An 18,234-nucleotide genomic window follows, 5' to 3' on the forward strand; every position below is an offset into this window, starting at 1 on the left:
AAAATTTCAAGAAAGCAACTTGAATTTTCAATTAAGATGGGATGTTTTGAATTCTCACTTGCTTCCATAATTTTCTGAAAGAATTGTTTAATTTTTTTTTCTGCAACTTTTTTAACACCCATACTATGATACATGAGTCCACAACATTCATTAGGGAAATTTAACATTTTAATTTCATAATTTAATTTGTTTAGTATGGATTTTATTTTATCGAGCATGGAATCGTTATTTTTTTTATCTAATAATTTACTTGCACAAGATGGGAATAAAAATACTTTTTTTTCTTGCATAAGAGAGAACTTTCTATTTTATTTTTCGAGTTATAATAAGAAAATATTTAGCAAATAAGTTTGTTATATAATGGGTTTTTGAAAATAAATTCCAAAAAAAATACTTTTCATATGTGCAGTTTATTGAACGCCAATCTTTTATAACTTTTCCTGTATCTATTCCAACAGGGCATGTAATAGCGCACATTCCGCTGGTAGCACAGGTGTCAGAACCAAAATATTTAAATTTTTTATTCATTTTTTTGAATTCTAAATTTTCATTATTTTGTTTAAGAACATACATTGTTCTTAGTGAAACAATGCGCTGTCTTGGGGTCAAAGTTAGACCATATGAGGGACAAACTCTTTCACAGGCACCACACTCGTTACATTGGTCAAAGTCAGGATTAACTTGAGGAACTCGTTTTAAATTTTTTATGTGAATATTTTTGTCGTTCGAAAAAATAACATCTGGATTTAAAATAAATTCAGGATCTAAATATAATTTTATTTCGCGCATGAGCTCATATGCAAGGGTTCCCCACTCCATTTCGACAAAAGGAGTAATATTTCGTCCTGTTCCGTGTTCAGCTTTTAATGATCCATCATATTTTTCTACAACGAGTTCGGAAAGTTCTTTCATAAACAATTTATATTTTTGAGTGTCCGCATCCGTTTCAAAGGACATTTCAATTAGAAAATGTAAATTTCCATCTTTAGCATGCCCAAATAAACAAGCATTATGAAAGTTATGCTTGGCAAATAATTTTTTTAGGTCTTGGGTGCCATCAGAGAGCATTTCTAATGGAAATGCAATGTCTTCTAGTAAAGCAATATATTTTGCACTTCTTTTTGCCTGTATTATTGGTAAAATACTTTTTCTTATTTTTAAAATTTGTTTGTAATTTTGTCCTGCAAAAAATTCTGTAGAGTAGAGTATGCCTTGGACCTTGGATAGTTTTTTATTTATTTCAAGAATATTTTGATCTAATAAATACTCTTCATTTGCTCTTAAATCTACTATCAGGGCGGTTGTGGATTTTGGATCAAATCCCTTTGGTATAAAAATAGAGAGTTCGTTTTTTGCACATTCAAGTGATACATTGTCAAGCAATTCTACTGCAGATGTTATTGAACTATTTAGAGCACTGACTGCATTCATTGCAGATTGAATATCATTGAAAAAGATAAGTGCCGCTCTTTTATACTTTTCGTCACTTACACTTAAAAAAGTGATCTCAGAAATAAATCCGAGAGTTCCTTCTGAGCCAATCATGAGATGAGCAATAATTTCAATGGGGTCGTTAAAGTCTAAAAAAGCATTTAGGCAATAGCCAACTGTATTTTTAATTGTGTATTTTTTTCTAATTTTTTCTATGAGTTCATTATTTTCATTAATTCTCTTTTTTATATTTAAAATTTTATTTAAGAGTTCTTTTTTATTTTCTCTGAAATGTCTAACAGACTCTTGTTTGCTTGTATCTAATACACTGCCGTCACTAAAAATTATTCTGATATCTTGCATAGTATGGTAGCTATTGTGTTTTACTCCGCAACACATTCCACTTGCATTATTAGCAGCAATACCTCCGATTTTCGCAAAATCAATTGAAGAAGGATTTGGACCAATTTTTTTATTAAATTTTGATAAATAGTAATTAGCATCTTTACCAATAACGCCAGCTTGTAAACGAATAGCATGTCCTTCATTAAGTATTGTATATGCGCGCCATTTCCAGCTGATGACAATTAGAACAGAGTTTGTAATTGACTGCCCAGAGAGTGATGAACCGGCTGCACGAATTGTCACAGGTATATGGTATTTCTTTGCAAGTATAAAAATATTCTGTACTTCAATTTCATTATCGACAATAAGAATTGCTTTAGGAATTAAAATATAATGACTCGCATCATGGGCATATGCGTGACGGTTTAGGGAATCTATTAGAACTCTGGATTTTGGAAGAAAATTATAAATCTTTTTTAAGAACTCTAAAGGTATCTTTTCAAAATTTTGGTCTTTTAATTTTTGCAACATAAAATCTTAAAATGCTCCATTTAAAAACTTTTTACAATTTATGGTAAAGGTTGTATAGCATTTATATCTTATCTTTATTCTCTTTATGTGTCTATATGAGTTTGTAGACGTAGCCTTTGTCTGGACTTAAAAATGCTCATTTTTTTCTCTTATAAAATCTCTAATTATTTTCTTTTGGAGTATATTATCAAATTAAGAGTTATGATCTCAATTATTTTAAGTTCATGTTTTAATAATTCTATATTGCTGTTTCATATTTATGAATTATCTATTGTAGATGCATATATTTCAAAAATTGTTTTAAATAGAGAAATTTTTTTGACTCAGGAATAGGAAGAGGAATTCAACGCAAAACATGAAAGCAAATGATCTTGATTTTTGGTTTGCAGCAATGTGTATTTTAATGTTATCTATTTAAATTGTTAACTTTAAGCTTCTTTTTCCTGATATCTTTGTTAAATTCTAAGGATGGGATGCAAATATATTTGGTTATTTACCAGGGATGGCAAGTTTAGAAGCTTTTTTATAGCTACATTTGTTATTTTCAAAGGGAGATTTTATCTAATGCTTATTTTATTAAAAGTAAGAAAGAGTAGCTTAAATGTATGCAATTATAGTTGATTCCTTTTCAAGTGGCTTTGAATATTTAAGTGAGCTTAAAAAAAATGATATTAAGATTGTTTCAGTTATATCGAAAAAAGCAAAATATTTAAATTTTAAAGAAAAGATAGAAGATATAATTGATGAGGAAGAAGAGTATTCTGACCTAATAAAAAAAATTAAAGAATATGTTGAAAATGGAAAAATTTTATTTTGTCTGCCTGGAAGCAAATCTGGTGTTGAGCTTGCTGAAAAAATTGCAAATACTTTACAGTTAAAAACTAATCTAAAAGATTTTTCTAGATCAAGAGTAAATAAGTACTTAATGCAAGAGCGCATGAAAGATTGTGGATTGAAATCTATTAAACAAACCATAGTAACTCATTTGGATGAAGAAAAGTATGGTTTTAATTATCCTGTCATATTAAAACCTACACAAAGTGCAGGAAGTGATGCTGTTTGTTTATGTAAAAGTAAAAAAGATTTAGTTTATTATCTAAATACACATTTGGCTGAATTAAATAAGCTTGGAAACGTAAATAATGAAGTCTTAATGCAAGAGTTTATTGAGGGAACTGAGTTTATTGTTGATTTAGCTACGTATGATCAGCATTCTGAATTGATTGCTATGTGGGAATATGAGAAACAAATGTTACCTGAAGGAGCTTTTATTTATTCAGCTTTAAAGCTTCTAGACAGTCAACATATATATTTTCAAAAGCTATTAAAATACTCTTTAGATGTTATTCATGCTCTTGGTGTACGCATTGGTCCATCTCATGTAAAAATTATGATGAATAAAAAAGAAGAACTTGTATTAATTGATGTAGGTAGTTGTCCGCATGGAGGAAAATCTCAATTTATTATGAAAGAATGCTTGGAGTATAATCAAATATCTAGATCGCTTGATCTGATTTTAAAAGGTACAAAAGTAGATAGATATTATCCTAAAAAATATGCTCAAATCACATTTTTAATCTCTAAGAAGAGTGGAGTTTTTCAAAAATTTTCATACTTAAATGAACTGAAAAAATTACAAGGATTTTCTCAGTTTTTTCCATATATCTTTGAAAATGAAAAACTTGTAAATACGATGAATCTGTTTACAACTCCAGGTATTGTGATATTTATCCATAAAACTGAAGCTGTTGTGAAAGAAAGCGTGAGGCAATTCAGAGCACTTGAGCTGCAAGAAGATTTTTATCAAACAAAAATCTAAAATAACTTGACACACTCTGCAAAGACAGATACCCATGAATTCAACAAAGTTTAACGCTTTGGCTGTGCTGATTGCAACGGGGAAATACCGGATCCCATTCCGAACTCCGAAGTCAAGCTCGTTAGCGGCAATGGTACTGCACTTTTAAGTGTGGGAGAGTAGCTCTGTGCAGCCATTAAATTTAAAATCCACTAAATACATATTTAGTGGATTTTTTTTCTTATAAATTCATTAACTCTGGTGAGTTTATTTATTAATAGATAAAAGAAAATCCTCCTTTTTTGCTTCGATATATTTATAATTGTAGAGTTTAAATTTAATTCATTTATTTATAATAAAAGGATTTTTTTTGTTGTATTTTATTTTTAAATTATTCTTTTATAATAAATAAAAATATATTATAAAATTATCGATGGTTAGATTGGTTTCTATTAATATTATTTAATTTGGGGTATAAGCTGATATGAAGTTTTTTATTATAATAATTTTATTATTTTTTAGAACTCAATCTTTTTCTCATGAAAAAACCTATGTGTATTGTGTCAATGCTTTTGGCAAATGGAAATGGTTGGAAAATGAACAAGGGCAAATTGAACAAGTAAGTGGCACTTTGCATAAATGGCATACGAATTTAACCAGTAATAAAATCAGAATTAGAGATGTCTATTTTCATTACTTTATTCCAATTAATGCAGAGCAAAAAATTTCCGAACTCAGTCAAAAGTGTATTAAAAAATTTGGAAAAGAGTTTTTTACACCTCAACCAGCAAATAATAAATTTAATAAGTGGAAAATTTTTGCAATTGATCATGAAAATTTTATAAGTGGAATATTTGATAGTAGTCAAGCTCCTTTTTATTATTATCCTTCAGTTTTTGATAATAGAAGTATTGTCCAATATAATATTATTCCTTATGTTTTTAATCAATTAAGTTTTTTTACGTTAAAGAAAAATATTATTTTTTTTGAACCAAAAACCTTTGAAAGAAAGGCATTGAGTGAATTTAAGTGTAAGCTTAATTGTTGATTTGATTGTTTTTATTAAGTATTTGATTTTATTGTATAAAAATATCAATGTCTCTTATCATTGAGATTTAGAGGAGGCCAATAATTCTCCAAACAATACTTGTCATTCTTGAGTTTTTAAGATACGTACTCCATTCCAGCTCAGGGTCATAGACCTAATGCTTGGATATTTTATATAGAAGGGGGGTGAACAATATGCCAGTTGTAAAGATTAAAGAAGGCGAAACCTTTGAAAGCGCAATGCGTCGTTTTAAGAAGCAATGCGAAAAAGCAGGTATTCTCTCTGAAATTCGCAAACGTGAGCACTATGAAAAACCCTCTGTTAAAATCAAGAGAAAACGTATGGCTGCTCGTAAGCGCGCTCTAAAAAAACAAAAGAAACTCATGGCTTAAGCCTTAATGAGCGGTTTTTTTGAGCTAAGATAGAGCTTTAAAGAAAGAGAGAGTTGTTCTTACGGCTCTCTCTTTTTTTTCCTGAGTGCTGAAAGTGTGGTAGGTTTGATCTCCTTGGAGTGGAAAAGTAAACTGAAACTACCCAAAGGTAAATCTATCGAACTTAAAGTATTAAAAAAGCTGCGAAAAGTAGTTTCGTTTTGTTCAATAAAATGGTGAGGTTCTTATTTGAGGCTTCGCAAGCAATCTATTCAAAATATTATTGATTCTATTAATTTACAAGAACATCTCAAACGTTACATAGAAGTTAAGCGTTCGGGGAGCCATGCTGTTGCCAAATGTCCTTTTCACCAAGAATCGACCCCAAGTTTTTATATTTATCCAACAAACTATCATTGTTTCTCATGCAAAGCACATGGCACTGTGGTTGATTATGAAATGCATAGAACGGGAGCTTCTTTTCGAGAAGCTATGGAAAACCTCTCTGAAATGTATCAGATACCTTTAGAATTTGAGTCTCCTACTGAAAGAGATCAAAAAAATCAATTGAGTTCTGCATTTTTTGATAAGCAAAATAAAAACTTAAATGACATGGAAGGTTTTTTTAAAGAAAATTTAGCAAAACTTATCCAAAAATTAGATGAAGAAAAAACGGATTTATTTTCTTTTATAAATAATGGTTTAAAGGGGTTTCTTGATTTTTCTTATACTGGCTCAGAAAGTGAGTTTCAGAATTTTTTTTCACGTAGTCAAATATCAATTCAGACAAATTTAGATCTTTCTGAGCGATTTGCTTTTCCTGTATATAAAGATAATGGGAAAATAACAGGGTTTCTTTTTTCAAATAAAATTCAAGTATTTATTAATAATTCTTCGCAAAATTATATAGACCTATTTGAAGATTTAGAAACTTATACTCCTTTTCCTAAATCATTTTTGCCTATACTTAATTGGAACACAGCGCGCATACATGCAACAAAAGCAAAAGAATTATTTGTTGTTTCAAGTATCCCTGATTTTCTTACATTAGTGAAAAAAGGAATTTTAAACGTAACAATCTGTTTACAAGAAAAATTAGATATTAATTTAGCTAAAATATTTTCTAAACGCGTTCCTATTGTTACATTAATATTGGATGATTCGCAGTTTGGAAATTCATTTTTATGGAAAACATTTGTTGATAATATTCATATTGATGATCTTTTATTTCAGGTGCTTAGATTTCCAAAAAAACCTGATAGTTTAGAAAGATTCTTAACGAAATTTGATACCAATGGAGTTTTAAATTGGCTTGCAAATTCAAAACAAATAATTGACGAAGTAACTGTAAAAACTATGAAAGATCTTCCAGCATCACAGAAAATGGAAGAGTTTAAGAAAAAAGTATTACCTGTTTTAAATAAAATTGAAAATTATGCACGTAAAGATAGGCTGCTAGATTATTTATGTAAAGAGCATTTTGGCTCTGCCAAGGATATTCTTTATCAAGCAACCTCAAGTTTACATATTGAATATACACAAAAGAAAAACTCTAATTCTATAAAAATAGATGAGAAAAAAGGAAGTTCTTATTTATTAAAAGCATCTCATCAATCTGACATAAAAGATATAAGTGATATTCATGGGGATAAAGATTTTTTAAATAAAACAATTCTATTTTATAATAGAATTCTTATATCAGAAATAGGGAAAGAAGCTCGTTTTTATTTACAGGAAAGAGGAATTTCCAACGAGCAAATGATAAGTTGGAATTTAGGTTTTTCTCCAGGAAGCAATGAATTATCTCGTAAAGTAGAATTAAAAAGAATTGAAGCTGAGAAACCCCTGAAATTGGGTCTAATTAAAAATAGTAAAAATATAGGTAAATACTTTGATCTTTTTCATGATCGAATTATCATTCCTATTTATGGAAATGATGGTTCACCTGTTGCTTTAGCTGGGAGACTTTTTGTTAAAAGTCAATTTAAGCAAGCAAAAGAAATGCCAAAATATATTAATTCACCTGAGTCTGATTTATTTGCAAAATCACAAATTTTATTTCATTTTCATGGTGCATTAAAATCAATTATCAGCTATGGATATGTCATTGTGGTTGAGGGTTATATGGATTGTATTTCTCTTGTGAATGCAGGGATATCAAATACGGTTGCCGTAATGGGGACTGCTTTAACCCAAGCTCATATGGAAGTTTTAACAAAGGTTACAAAAAGAATTGTTATTTGTTTTGACAGTGATAAAGCGGGTCAAAATGCTGCTAAGAGATCTTTCTCGGTTGCTTTTCCATTTTCTGGGGTAGATCTTGAATATATGTTACTCCCAGAAGGAAAAGATCCTGACGAGTTCATAAGAAAATTTGGTGTAGAACGCTTTCATAAGTTAACAAATCAATGTGTTCCCTTAATTCATAAGATATGTGATTGGTTATATGAAGAATCTAACGCACAACCTGAACGATTTCTGAGTTTAATAAAGGAGCACATGCTGACTCTGGTTATTGCTCATCCAAACGTACAAACTCAAAATGAGGTTTTGAGTTTTTTATGCGAAAGATACTTTTCTAATATGACGGTTGTGGGTTTACGAAAAGAAATGGAAAGTTCTTCGTTCTTTTCATCGAGACCTCTTTTTGTTAAAGAAGCTTCTGCACCGCAATCTGGGTTGCTCGCTGATTGGCCGGTTCTAAATGTCCACGAAGTGAAACTTCTTTTTACGCTTCTTCATTCGAAATTCTTCGAATTACCAGAGCGCTTAAAAAATGTTGCACAAGGTCAGTCAAGTGAAGAAGAGTGGGATGAGAAGATCTGTGCTTTGGCGCTAAATCATCAAATGAGTTCAGAGAGTTTTTCGGTTTTTCTTGAATTTATTTCTATAATGATTGAAAATCCTTATGTTTCTTTGCTAGATTTAGAGAGTATTGAGAAGGACGGGCTTTCTTCGCATGCGAAGCTCCTTATTGCTTATGTTACGTCAGAAGCTCATATTTTATTGCAGTATCATAAGGAGGAATTGTTGAAGGAAAGCTTGCCTGTCAATGCGTCCATGATATCATTAAAAAATATTTGGGATTTAAAAAACTCTGGCTTTTTAAGGTTTCAGTTGCGGAATGTTAAACTATCCTCTCAACGAGGGGGATTAACCTCTTTTGTTGCAGAGACTTTACTTCATCTCGAACTCGAATATATTGACAATGCTTTAAGAGCATTTTCAAGTTTTCATTTTGATGATGAAATAGACAAGCAATTTCAGGATCTTGTCAGAGAGAGGACGCGACGGCGTACAAAATTTAGCAATTTTGAATCTTTTAGTTTGCAATGAGAGAAAAATCATTTCAAATTATTTCTTTTGTGCTATTCAAGCATCGCTGTTCGAATAGTTTTTTGTTTTGTGATTCTTGGGGGTTTTTAAAATATGACGAATTCCAAGTCAAAGTCAGCTGTCATTGGTAGTCAGAAACGTGCTTCTGAGCATACCCAAAGCAAAGAAAAAACTACGAACTCAAAGCCTGCACAGCAGGTAAAAAAAATTGAAAAGACTCCTGCGAAAGCTCAGCCTCAAGCGAAGTCTGCGGAACCATCTAAGACAGTAAAAAAAGAGAATCAGCCTTTGACTAAAAAACAATCTGCCAAACCATCTGAACATGTTTCTAAAGACTCACCGGAAGCTGCGAAAGAAGTTAAAAAATCTGCTGCAGTCAAACCAGAAAAAGATATGAAACATAATGTCGTTAAACCTCAAAAAGAAGCTAAAGAGGCTGAAAAATTGGGGGAAAAATCAAACTCCTCTAAGTTAGAGAAAAGTGGAAAAGTGAGTGATAAAGAATCGATTAAAGCTCCCTTAGTTGAGAAAAAAGTGCTTAAACCATCTGTTCCTGCTGCTCAAATAGTAAAAGGAAAAGAAAAATCTGTAGCAACCTCTTCAACTAACGCAAAACCAGTGAAAGCGAGCCTCTTAAAGTCCGAAGGCTCTGTGAGTAAATCAGTTGTACCTAAGACATCTGGTGGACAAAAGAGAATTATTGATAAACCATTGGGCGAAACTGTATCGGCAGAAAAAAAAGCACAAAGTGACGTTTTCTCTGCAAAAAATCAGCCCAAAAAAGCGGCACCTAAAGAAGGTGATCTTATAAAAGATAAAAAGAAAAGACCTTCTTCAGATAAAATTATCTTAATCAAAAAAGATAAATCAGTTGAAGGAAAGGAAGGTCTTTCTTTAGAGCAAGCGAATGAAGAAAAAGATAAAAAACTATCCATTGCAGCGGCTACCGCAAATTCTAAGAAGAAGGAAGCAAAACCAGAAGCAGGTGGTAAGAAGACTGTTAAACAAGCTAAAGGCAAAGGTTCTGACTCTGAAGAGGAAGATTCATTTGAAGAAGCTGCCGTGGAAGAAGAGGCAGATGATTTCACTCTCGATGAAGAAGAAGATCTTCTTGCAGAAGTGGATGCTGATTCTGAAGACCCAACAACTTTGCCTGAAGATGACTTTTTAGCGGCAGAGGAATTTGGAGCCGATCTCGGGGGCGAAGAAGAAGAACTCGATGCTGCAGGGCGCAGCAACGATCCCGTGCGTGTTTATTTAAGAAAAATGGGTCAAGTGGCACTTCTCTCTCGCGATGGCGAAGTTGAAATTGCCAAAAAAATTGAAAATGAAGAAAATAAACTTCTCGAGCATTTAGTCTCATTGCGTATTGGTATTAACCATATGTGTGATGTTGGACAGAAATTTATCGACGGTATTATCAAAGCAAAAAATCTTGTAAAAGGTTTTGATGACGAACAAGATCAAGCTAATGACGAAGGTCAATCCCAACGTGTTCGCGTGCTCGTGGAAAGCTTTATGAAGCTTGCTAATACTGTTGTTGAGATTGAAGATAAATTTGGTTTACAAGGTCTTGATAAACTTTCAAATCATGAGCGCGAAATTTTAAACGAATCTCGCGGACAAATGTTTGAAATTGTTAAAGAAATAAATGTTAATCGTCGTATTATTCAACAGATAGTGACTGAACTTGACACCCATGCAAAATCTGTATCCGATTGCATGAAAGAAATTAATAAGGTTAAAGTCAGAACTCGTCTTGATGAGGCACGTCTTGCTTCTTATTGTAGCAATAATGCAGCTCGTCCTATCGAAGTAAATTTCTTAACCGAAAGAGATTGGGAAAACTTTAAAAACACTTATATTTCAGCTCAAAATGCAATTTTATCCAGCGAGCAAGCTTGCTTTCTCAGTCGCAGTGAAATCGCAATAAAGTATCAAGTTATTAATAATGCAAATCGTTTTGCTGAAGAAGCAAAGCGTGAACTTATTGAAGCAAACTTGCGCCTTGTTGTTTCAATTGCTAAAAAATATATGAACCGTGGTCTTCAATTTCTTGACCTCATTCAAGAAGGCAATATTGGCTTGATGAAAGCTGTTGAAAAGTTTGAATACCGTCGAGGTTACAAGTTCAGTACTTATGCAACTTGGTGGATTCGCCAAGCGATCACACGTGCTATTGCAGATCAAGCGCGCACTATTCGAATTCCTGTGCATATGATTGAAACTATTAATAAAATGGTAAGAACAAGTCGTCAGCTAGTTCAAGAAATGGGACGTGAACCCACTCCCGAAGAAATTGCGCAGCGCATGGACATGAGCATTGAAAAAGTGCGTAAGGTTATGAAAATTGCACGTGAGCCAATCTCTCTCGAGGCTCCAATTGGCGAAGAAGAAGACAATCACTATGGAGACTTTTTGGAAGACAAAACTCATGGTGCGCCAATTGACATCGTTGCAAATCAAAGTCTTTCCGATCAAACCAAAAAAGTTTTGGCAACTTTAACCTCTCGCGAAGAAAAAGTTTTGCGGATGCGTTTTGGTATTGGTGAAAAAACTGACCACACTCTTGAAGAAGTTGGACAAAGTTTTGATGTGACACGTGAACGCATTCGTCAGATTGAAGCGAAGGCGTTGCGAAAACTACGTCATCCAAGCCGTTCCAAGAAATTAAAGGCGTTTATTGAAAGCTAAAAAAAGGTGTTTCGTTTAACGGAACACCTTTTTTTAATTAAATTCTTTTTCAGCTTCTATTTTTATTTTTCCAGTAAAATTATGAAGAGGAACATAACCTTTTTCAATAGAAATACGAGCCGCCGCGATTTTTGGAAATTTATTGCCAATTGAGTTCAGTAGATGTTCTGCGAGATATTCTAAAAGTTTAATTTTATTCAGTTCTTTTATTTTTTCTGTGATATATTCACACACATAACTATAGTCGACTGTATTTTCAAGCTTATCATCTGTATCATTGAGTTGAATTTTTAAAGAGAGATCAAGGCGCAAATTTTGTCCAATTTTCTCTTCATACTGGTTGGCTCCTAGATAAAGAAATACCCTTAGATCGGTGATATGAATCCAACAGAATTCCTGTTTTTTTAATAGCTTACTGTAGTGGGAAACCACGTTCATTTTTTATTCCTCTATTTTTTGGCGATAAGCGAGAAACAAAGTTATAAAAAAGATCCAAAGTAATTGTTTCTCTTTATCCACAGCATCACATAGAACAAAGGTGACCTTATGACAAATCCAAAGAGTTCAGAGATAGCAAAAAAGTATATAGATTTGGCAAATAAATATGGAGCCCATAATTATCATCCCCTAGAAGTTGTTCTCACAAAAGGGTTTGGAGAATGGGTCTGGGATATCGACGGCAAAAAATACCTCGACATGTTGAGTGCTTATAGTGCGGTCAATCAAGGACATTGTCATCCTCGTTTGCAAAAAACTCTTATGGATCAATCACAAAAAATCACTTTAACTTCAAGAGCATTTCATAACGATCAAATGGGCCTTTGGTTAAAGCAAATTACAGAAATGTGCGGGATGGATATGGCTTTGCCTATGAACACTGGGGCAGAAGCTGTTGAAACTGCAATAAAAATTGCTCGTAAATGGGGATATGTGGTAAAAAAAATTCCTCTCAATTCTGCAGAAATTATCGTTTGTGATCACAATTTTCATGGACGCACTTCAACTATTGTGAGTTTTTCGAGTGAACCTCAGTACAAACAAGAGTTTGGACCATTTTGTGGGGGATTCAAAGCAGTGCCATTTGGAGATGCTGATGCTTTGGAAAAAGCGATAACTCCAAATACAGTTGGTTTTTTATTTGAGCCTATTCAGGGTGAGGCGGGAATTATTGTTCCGCATGATGGTTATCTTTCCCAAGTGAGTTCAATTTGTAAAAAACATAATATTTTATGTATTGCTGATGAAATTCAGACTGGTATGGGGCGTACTGGAAAACTCTTTGCCCATCAATACGAAGACTGTCATCCTGACGTGTTGATTCTTGGTAAAGCATTGGGTGGAGCATTTTATCCAATCTCAGCTGTTGTTGGGTCTAAAGATGTCATTGGGGTGCTTAAACCGGGTGATCATGGCTCTACTTTTGGAGGAAATTCCTTAGCATGTGCTTTGTCGCAAACGGCCATGAGTATTACGATTGAAGAAGATCTTCCACAACGTTCATTTAAACTCGGAGAAAAATTTAGGAAAGCATTATCTATTCTACCCAAGCATGTTGTTAAGGAGGTTCGTGGAAAAGGGCTCTTAAATGCGATTGAAATTCAAAAAGAAGCAGGGCATGGGCGTTTTTATAGTGAACTTTTACAGGAACGTGGTATTTTAGCTAAAGAAACACATGATGTTACAGTTCGTTTTGCTCCTCCACTTATTATGCAGGATTCGAGTTTAGATTTTGCAATTAAAACTATCCTTGAAGTCTTTTCAAAGACTCAAGATGAGTGGTCTAAGAAATAAGATTTGACTTTTGCTTTGTTGGTTGCTATAAGAATACGTGCTTTCATAGCCGTCCGTTTAAATGGCACAACCAGCCAAAATCCCTTCTTATTTTTCCCTTTCAACTTTTTTTCTTTTGGAATCATTCAGCATGGCAGATGACAAAAACAATGATGACTTCGATAATGAGTCACCTCGTAAACGTACTACAAATACAACAACAACAAGAAGATATATCCGTAGAACTCCCGATGAAAATAATCTTTTCAGCGAGAATAATGCGCCTGCTTCAAACTCTAGTGAAAATTCTGAAGTAGAAGGAATTTCTACCTATACACCTTCGCGCCGTATTTTTACGAGGTCAAAAGACTCATCAAATGCTCAATCTTCAAATAATTCGAGCATGTCGTCTTCAAACTCTCCAGCAAGCTCTCAAGCCGCTTCATTTTCGCCACGCCCTTTCGGAATGAATGCGCTTCCCCCAAATAGAATGGGATCTCCGCAAGCTTCAATGAACGCAGGAGGAGGCTCAACAAGTCATCCCGCTTCACCCGCTATGCAACAGCAAGGTGGTAGCAATACTCCTCAAAATCGTTCTTTTCAGGGACAAAATAATTTTTCTCAACCTATGAATCGCAATCCAAATATAGGTAGAAGACCAGAAACCCCACGCCCAGTTCCTACGGGTGATGAAAAAGAACCTGAATTTAATTCAGAAGTTCCTGTTATGAACCTTAAAGAACTTAAAGAAAAACACATCAGCGATCTCGTCCATATGGCAAAAGAAATGGGCATCGATGGCGCTGCAAACTTAAGAAAACAAGATCTTGTGTTTGCATTGCTCGAAGCGCAGGCTGTGCGCAATGGTGTTGTTTATTCCGAAGGTGTGCTCGAAACTTTACCCGATGGTTTTGGTTTCTTAAGAGCTCCTGATTATAACTATTTGCCTGGGCCAGATGACATTTATGTTTCTCCATCGCAAATCCGTCGCTTTAATTTACGCACAGGCGACACAGTTTCTGGACAAATTCGTCCACCAAAAGACAATGAACGTTATTTTGCTTTGTTAAAAGTTGAATCTGTAAACGGTGAAACTCCTGACTTTACAGGCGAGAAAATTTTATTCGACAACTTAACAACAATTCACCCTGACTTCCGCTTTAAACTCGAGCATGATCCTCAGGTTTATAGCACACGTCTTATCGATCTCTTTGCCCCAATTGGTAAAGGCCAACGTGCTCTTATTGTTGCGCCACCAAAAACAGGTAAGACAATTCTTTTGCAAAATATTGCAAACTCAATTGCACAAAATCATCCCGAAGCTGTTCTTATTGTATTGCTTATTGATGAACGTCCAGAAGAAGTAACCGATATGGAGCGCTCCGTACGTGGAGAAGTCGTTAGCAGTACGTTTGACGAGCCAGCCCAACGTCACGTTCAAGTTGCCGAAATGGTAATTGAAAAAGCGAAACGTTTGGTTGAACATAAAAAAGACGTTGTTATTTTGCTTGATTCCATCACACGTCTTGCTCGTGCTTACAACAGTGTTGTGCCACCAAGTGGAAAGATCTTAACAGGTGGTGTTGATGCCAATGCTCTTCACAAGCCAAAAAGATTCTTCGGTGCGGCACGTAACGTGGAAGAAGGTGGAAGCCTTACCATTATAGCAACAGCACTTATCGATACCGGTAGCCGTATGGACGAAGTTATTTTTGAAGAATTCAAAGGTACAGGTAACATGGAACTTGTGCTCGATCGTCGCTTAGCAGAACGCCGTGTGTTTCCTGCTATTGACATCAATAAGAGTGCAACCCGTCGTGAAGATCTCCTTCTTGGTCGTGAAACTCTCAATCGTTTGTGGGTTCTTCGTAAAGTTCTTCATCCAATGTCACCTATTGAGTCTATGGAATTCTTATTACAAAGATTCGAACGTTGTGAAACCAACGATGATTTCTTAAACAGTATGAATGGTTAATTTCATTTGTATTGATGGACAGAAAGAGAATTATTTAAAAATGAGTCTTAAATTTATTTGAGACTCATTTTTTTTATAAGGAGCCTAGATTTTAAATGAACTACTTTCTTAAATAGTTTTTCTTATTTTTGTGGTAATTCCAAAATGGCAAATTGGACCTATTCCATGCCCAATTTTATAATAAGATCCTTGCAAAATAGATTTTGAAATAAATTTTTTTGCTTCTTTAAATGATTCAACTCTATTTAATCCAATTGCTAAATTTGCAGCAAATGCAGCAGAGAATGTACACCCAGTTCCGTGTGAATTATTTGTGAAAAACTTTTCAGATTCAAGCCAAAATACTGTAACTTTATTTTCACTAGAAATGGCCATGCAATCTGAACATTTATTTCCATTTGAAAAATGTCCGCCTTTTACGACAACGGCCTGTGGCCCTAAAGAAAGTAAATCAATAGCTGCTTTTTCAATATCATAAAGTGATTGAATATTTCTTGAGAGTAATATTTCTGCTTCAGGTAAATTTGGTGTTAAAATCTCAGTTAATGGGAATAAATTATTTATTAATGTTTTATATGCATCATTTTTTAAAAGTTGAGTTTTATTTTTAGATAAAATCACAGGATCCAATACAATATTTTTGCATTTATATTCAATTAATTTTTTTGCTACAATCTTAATTATTTCATTTGAAAACAGCATTCCTATTTTAATCGAATCAAAATCAATATCTCTTAAAACGCAGTCTAATTGGGACTCAATAGAGCTTTGTGGTATCTCATGTATATTAAAAACACCCATTGTATTTTGTGAAGTAACAGCCGTAATAACAGATGCTCCATAACATTTGAATTCATGGAAAGTTTTTAAATCTGCTTGAATTCCCGCTCCACCTCCTGAATCTGAGCCTGCAATACTGAGCACTTTAGAATAAGCCTTAAATTTTTTTGAATTTTGCATAGTAGACATCCTAATATTTTAAAGTTATACAATTTGCTGATCACCAGAGGAGCTCTTAATCGAGCTGAGATTGCCATTTCGGCTAAACTCTTGGAACCTGATCTGGATTATACCAGCGTAGGAAGAGTGATAGATTTTGTTTAATCATATTTTAAATTTACAACCGCAAATATTTAAATATAGAGTTATTAGCAAGCAACATATATCTGCATTTATATTTAAACACATCTTTTTATCTCATTCCATAGTTTCCGCTGGATTTCCAATAATTATTTTTAATAAAGGAATTCATCTTTTATGGAAACTTTTAATCATTTTGATCCAAAAGAAATATTTCAAGATCATCCAGAGAGTCATAAAATTTATTTAGAAGGTAGTATATTTAAGGAAATAAAAGTTCCTATTCGTGAAATTAGAATAAATGGAAATAAAAAGAAAGATATTCCCAAAAGTTTTTATGCTTATGATACATCAGGAGCTTATTCTGATAAAAATTCTCATATTAATATCAACGAAGGTTTATCTCCTATAAGGAAAAATTGGCTTTTAAAGAGAAAGCCAATTCATGGGGGAGCAACTCAAATGGGATATGCTAAAAAGAATATTATTACTGAGGAAATGGAATTTGTTGCAATCAGGGAGTCACACCATAATTTAAAATTGTTTGAAGAAAATAATGAACGTGAAAAAAGGTTACAAAGTAGAAATAAAAAATTTACTATTCCAAAAATAATAACACCTGAGTATGTCCGGAATGAAATTGCAAATGGTCGAGCCATTATTCCTGCTAATATAAATCATCCTGAACTTGAGCCAATGATTATTGGTAGAAGTTTTTTAACCAAAGTAAATGCAAATATTGGAAACTCAGTAATAAACTCTTCAATAGAAGGAGAAATTGAAAAATTATTATGGTCATTACGTTGGGGTGCTGATACTATTATGGATCTTTCAACAGGTAAAGATATTAAAGAAACAAGAGAATGGATTTTAAGAAATTCACCGATTCCAGTAGGTACAGTTCCAATTTACCAAGCTTTAGAAAAGGTAGGCGGTATTGTTGAAGATTTAAAATGGGAAATCTATCGAGATACTATTATTGAACAAGCTGAACAGGGAGTAGATTACTTTACGGTTCATTCTGGTATTTTGTTACCTTATATTAGCTTAACTCGAAATAGAATGACAGGAATTGTTTCCCGTGGTGGAGCTATTATGGCTAAGTGGTGTACTTCTCATCATAAAGAAAATTTTATCTATACGCACTTCCAAGAACTTTGTGAAATAATGCGTCATTATGATATTTCTTTATCTCTTGGAGATGCCTTACGCCCTGGCTCTATTGCAGATGCAAATGATGAAGCTCAATTTTCTGAATTAAAAACCCTTGGTGAGCTTACAAAAATTGCATGGAAATTTGATGTTCAAACAATGATTGAAGGACCAGGACATGTGCCAATGCATCTCATCGAAGAAAATATGGAAAAACAAATTGAGTATTGCCATGAAGCACCTTTTTATACACTAGGACCTCTGACAACTGATTTTGCTCCAGGTTATGATCACATTACCAGCGCAATAGGTGCTGCAATGATTGGATGGTATGGATGTGCAATGCTTTGTTACGTTACGCCAAAAGAACATCTTGGTTTGCCAAATAAAGATGATGTAAAACAAGGACTCATTGCCTATAAAATTGCCGCACATGCCTCTGATCTTGCCAAATGTCATCCTGCAGCAAGGAGCTGGGATGACGCACTTTCTTATGCAAGATTTCATTTTCATTGGGAAGACCAATTTCATTTAGCGCTTGATCCCGCAACAGCTCGTAAACATCACAATGAAAGTTTACCAGAAGAAAAAAATCTCCATACTCCTTATTGTTCTATGTGTGGGCCTCGTTTTTGTTCTATGCGAATAAGTACACAAATATATAATGCAGAAATAAATTTATAAATCATTATTATTTTTAAAT

The 18,234-nt window shown here is 33.5% G+C and carries 11 protein-coding genes, 1 rRNA gene, 1 pseudogene and 1 riboswitch; of the genes and pseudogenes, 9 read left to right on the forward strand and 4 right to left on the reverse strand.

The genetic code is table 11. The features are described from left to right. Window positions 1-290, reverse strand: a 290-nt coding sequence (locus tag GCL57_RS08990) for a heterodisulfide reductase-related iron-sulfur binding cluster (protein WP_152213026.1), incomplete at its 3' end; no start/stop codon positions are given. Between the two features lie 13 nt (window positions 291-303). After that, window positions 304-2,307 carry an FAD-binding and (Fe-S)-binding domain-containing protein gene (locus GCL57_RS08995; protein WP_152213027.1) on the reverse strand — a complete coding sequence of 668 codons (2,004 nt, stop codon included), beginning with the start codon at window positions 2,305-2,307 and terminating at the stop codon, window positions 304-306. A 601-nt stretch (window positions 2,308-2,908) separates the two neighbouring features. On the opposite strand from GCL57_RS08995, the gene GCL57_RS09000 reads away from it, so the two are divergent. The 6 genes from GCL57_RS09000 to rpoD all read left to right on the forward strand — a co-directional run bounded on the left by GCL57_RS09000 (window position 2,909) and on the right by rpoD (window position 11,554). Continuing rightward, the gene (locus GCL57_RS09000) at window positions 2,909-4,126 is read left to right on the forward strand and encodes an ATP-grasp domain-containing protein (protein ID WP_152213028.1); all 1,218 of its coding nucleotides are present in this window, start codon (window positions 2,909-2,911) and stop codon (window positions 4,124-4,126) included. Window positions 4,127-4,186: 60 nt separating this feature from the next. Further along, window positions 4,187-4,301: ribosomal RNA gene (gene rrf, locus GCL57_RS09005) — 5S ribosomal RNA — on the forward strand. A gap of 288 nt (window positions 4,302-4,589) precedes the next feature. Then, window positions 4,590-5,153 (forward strand): hypothetical protein, encoded by a 564-nt coding sequence (locus tag GCL57_RS09010; protein WP_152213029.1) that lies wholly within the window; start codon window positions 4,590-4,592, stop codon window positions 5,151-5,153. 194 nt (window positions 5,154-5,347) lie between these two features. Next, window positions 5,348-5,545 (forward strand): 30S ribosomal protein S21, encoded by a 198-nt coding sequence (gene rpsU, locus GCL57_RS09015; RefSeq protein WP_148698276.1) that lies wholly within the window; start codon window positions 5,348-5,350, stop codon window positions 5,543-5,545. A gap of 228 nt (window positions 5,546-5,773) precedes the next feature. Further along, a complete protein-coding gene (locus tag GCL57_RS09020) occupies window positions 5,774-8,860 on the forward strand; it encodes a toprim domain-containing protein (RefSeq protein WP_152213030.1) in 3,087 nt (1,028 codons plus the stop codon). Window positions 8,861-9,253: 393 nt separating this feature from the next. Beyond that, entirely contained in the window at window positions 9,254-11,554 is a 2,301-nt protein-coding gene (rpoD, locus tag GCL57_RS09025) for an RNA polymerase sigma factor RpoD (RefSeq protein WP_152213362.1), read from the forward strand. A gap of 33 nt (window positions 11,555-11,587) precedes the next feature. On the opposite strand, the gene GCL57_RS09030 is transcribed toward rpoD, so the two are convergent. Next, window positions 11,588-11,992 carry a dihydroneopterin aldolase gene (locus tag GCL57_RS09030; protein WP_152213031.1) on the reverse strand — a complete coding sequence of 135 codons (405 nt, stop codon included), beginning with the start codon at window positions 11,990-11,992 and terminating at the stop codon, window positions 11,588-11,590. Window positions 11,993-12,100: 108 nt separating this feature from the next. On the opposite strand from GCL57_RS09030, the gene rocD reads away from it, so the two are divergent. Both rocD and rho read left to right on the forward strand, forming a co-directional pair. Continuing rightward, entirely contained in the window at window positions 12,101-13,345 is a 1,245-nt protein-coding gene (gene rocD / locus GCL57_RS09035; protein WP_152213032.1) for an ornithine--oxo-acid transaminase, read from the forward strand. 535 nt (window positions 13,346-13,880) lie between these two features. Continuing rightward, window positions 13,881-15,299: a transcription termination factor Rho gene (gene rho / locus GCL57_RS09040; protein ID WP_425483349.1), complete on the forward strand. Its 1,419-nt coding sequence runs from the start codon at window positions 13,881-13,883 to the stop codon at window positions 15,297-15,299. A gap of 108 nt (window positions 15,300-15,407) precedes the next feature. On the opposite strand, the gene thiD is transcribed toward rho, so the two are convergent. Beyond that, on the reverse strand, window positions 15,408-16,259 hold the full coding sequence (thiD, locus tag GCL57_RS09045; RefSeq protein WP_161597671.1) for a bifunctional hydroxymethylpyrimidine kinase/phosphomethylpyrimidine kinase: 852 nt from the start codon (window positions 16,257-16,259) through the stop codon (window positions 15,408-15,410). 35 nt (window positions 16,260-16,294) lie between these two features. Then, window positions 16,295-16,401: riboswitch (TPP riboswitch) on the forward strand. 155 nt (window positions 16,402-16,556) lie between these two features. Between thiD and thiC the strand changes: the two are divergent. Then, window positions 16,557-18,191, forward strand: a pseudogene (gene thiC / locus GCL57_RS09050) (phosphomethylpyrimidine synthase ThiC); the annotation flags it as partial. Window positions 18,192-18,234 lie beyond the last annotated feature (43 nt).

It is taken from the genome of Fluviispira multicolorata (assembly GCF_009208585.1).
Taxonomy (GTDB): domain Bacteria; phylum Bdellovibrionota_B; class Oligoflexia; order Silvanigrellales; family Silvanigrellaceae; genus Silvanigrella; species Silvanigrella multicolorata.